At 63.5% G+C, this 2,006-nt stretch carries 3 protein-coding genes and 2 tRNA genes; all 5 read left to right on the top strand.

Features of this window, described 5'->3' with window-relative positions:
* The coding region (locus ACNPM4_RS06710) for a M23 family metallopeptidase (protein ID WP_448985164.1) at positions 1 to 642 on the top strand (642 nt) is incomplete at its 5' end.
* A gap of 69 nt (positions 643 to 711) precedes the next feature.
* Positions 712 to 783: transfer RNA gene (locus tag ACNPM4_RS06715), tRNA-Thr, on the top strand.
* 34 nt (positions 784 to 817) lie between these two features.
* Positions 818 to 891: transfer RNA gene (locus ACNPM4_RS06720), tRNA-Met, on the top strand.
* 162 nt (positions 892 to 1,053) lie between these two features.
* Positions 1,054 to 1,329 carry a hypothetical protein gene (locus ACNPM4_RS06725; protein ID WP_448985165.1) on the top strand — a complete coding sequence of 92 codons (276 nt, stop codon included), beginning with the start codon at positions 1,054 to 1,056 and terminating at the stop codon, positions 1,327 to 1,329.
* Positions 1,330 to 1,422: 93 nt separating this feature from the next.
* Positions 1,423 to 2,006: hypothetical protein (locus ACNPM4_RS06730; RefSeq protein WP_448985166.1), on the top strand; the 584-nt coding region annotated here is incomplete at its 3' end.

The following is a 2,006-nucleotide window of genomic DNA, read 5'->3' on the forward strand; positions in this document are numbered from 1 at the left end:
GTCGCCGCGGTTCAGGGAACCTCGGTCGCCGCCACTTCGCTGGTCTCGGCTGCTGCCGCCGACGCGAAGGGAGCGGCCGACGACGAGATCCAGGCCTTCGTCGCACCCTCGGGCGTCGAGAACGAGACGCTTGCGCGGTCCGACGACTTCAGCACCGTCTCGCTGGTCCAGGTCGCCGCCGAGCAGGGCATCAACTACTCGGGCGAGATCTTCACGAACGACCCCGACGCGGCCATCCAGTGGCCCTTCCTGGTCGGCGTCGGCATGAGCTACGGGTACGGCATGCGCAGTGGCCGTCTGCACGAGGGCATCGACTTCGTTCCCGGTGACGGCGCCCCGGTTCAGGCGATCGCCGACGGCACCGTCCGCATCGCGACCGAGCAGGGCGGCGCCTACGGCGTCACCGTCTACATCGATCACGTCATCGACGGTTCGGTCATCACGAGCCACTACTCGCACATGCAGTACGGTTCGCTGCAGGTCAAGGCCGGCGAGACCGTCAAGGTCGGCACCGTCGTCGGCAAGACCGGAAACACGGGCCGTTCCTACGGCGCGCACATGCACTTCGAGCTCATCGTCAACGGGTCGACCATCGATCCGATGCCGTGGCTCAAGGAGAACGCCGGGCGGACGTCGTACTGACCGGCCCGGATTTCATGAGGACGCCACAGTAATGGTATTCTCGTACGGTTGCCCCGCGAGGGGCAGCACGCCCCGATAGCTCAGTGGCAGAGCACTTCCATGGTAAGGAAGGGGTCGTCAGTTCAATCCTGACTCGGGGCTCGCAGCATTCTTCTCACGCGGACGGATGCCTCGCGGCAGGGTAGCTCAGCTGGTTAGAGCGCACGACTCATAATCGTGAGGTCGCGGGTTCAAGCCCCGCTCCTGCTACAGATCAAAACCCCTGGGATTCCGGGGGTTTTGTCGTATCCGAGTGGCTCCCAGGGATAGCGGCGGCGCAGATTGTGCCGGTTTTGTGCCGGTTGTGCTCGCCAATCAGGGTCGACGGTTGGGCCCACAGCAGCGTCTCCGGGCACCGATAGTGTCAAGATCATGACGATCAGGGCGTGGTGGACCGGCGATCCGGCAGAGACCTACTGGATGGAGATCACGGACCGCAATGATCTCGGCGGTGAGCTGTGGGCGCCTAAAGAGGACGCCACCGGAGGGGAGTCTTGGTCCTACACACTGGTGTCGAATGTGCAGCCAGGGGATCGCGTGTTCCATTGGCGCAAGAATGCTGCCGGAGTTCCTTCCCTCATCGGGTGGTCGGAAGCAGTCGGGCCGCTACGCAGTGATGTGCAGTTGATGAACCTTTCGCTCACTTGATCAGCTTGACGCGTCTTGTGCACGCTGTCAACCTTTTTCTCACTCGCGTAGCGAGACGCGCGGCAACTAAGCTGACGGGATGGAGATGCAGCCATGAGCGAACAGTCAACGCTCCCCGTGTGGGGCGTCGTTCCTGAGCCTGTTCGTGGCGTTCTGCAGCGACTACAGGAGCGAGCGGCTGCAGCGGTCGAGGCGATGGACACAGCCAAGATCGGGGGAGAGTCGCCCCAAAAACACGACGATGCGTTTCTGCAGATGTCCGCGGCATCAGAAGCCGCTGATCGAGCAACGCGCGACTACCGGAGTGTGTTCAACGCTTACACCCACAAGTTTCATCAGCCGAAGCCGCCGATCGGCGAACTGGCTGCGATGCAGGGGGCCGTCACCCAGTCCTTCGCGAAGCGCTACACGCCGAAGACCGTGGCCGCGATCGAAGCCTTGCTTTCTCCTCGGCCCGATCTTGCCGCCATCCGTGCTGGCATCCGCGCCCTTGGATTCGATGACCTCCGTGGGATCTCTGATGAGCTCGACCGCGCGATTGCAACCGCGGAAGGTGATCCAAAGTTCCACCCGTGGAGTGCGGCGGGCGAATCACCGCAGTTGTCGCCCCCGGTCCGTGGGACACTCGCCGATCTCATGCCGGATCAGTTTGGGCAGGAGCCGCTCGCACGGCGCGA

Source organism: Microbacterium umsixpiens (genome assembly GCF_053543675.1).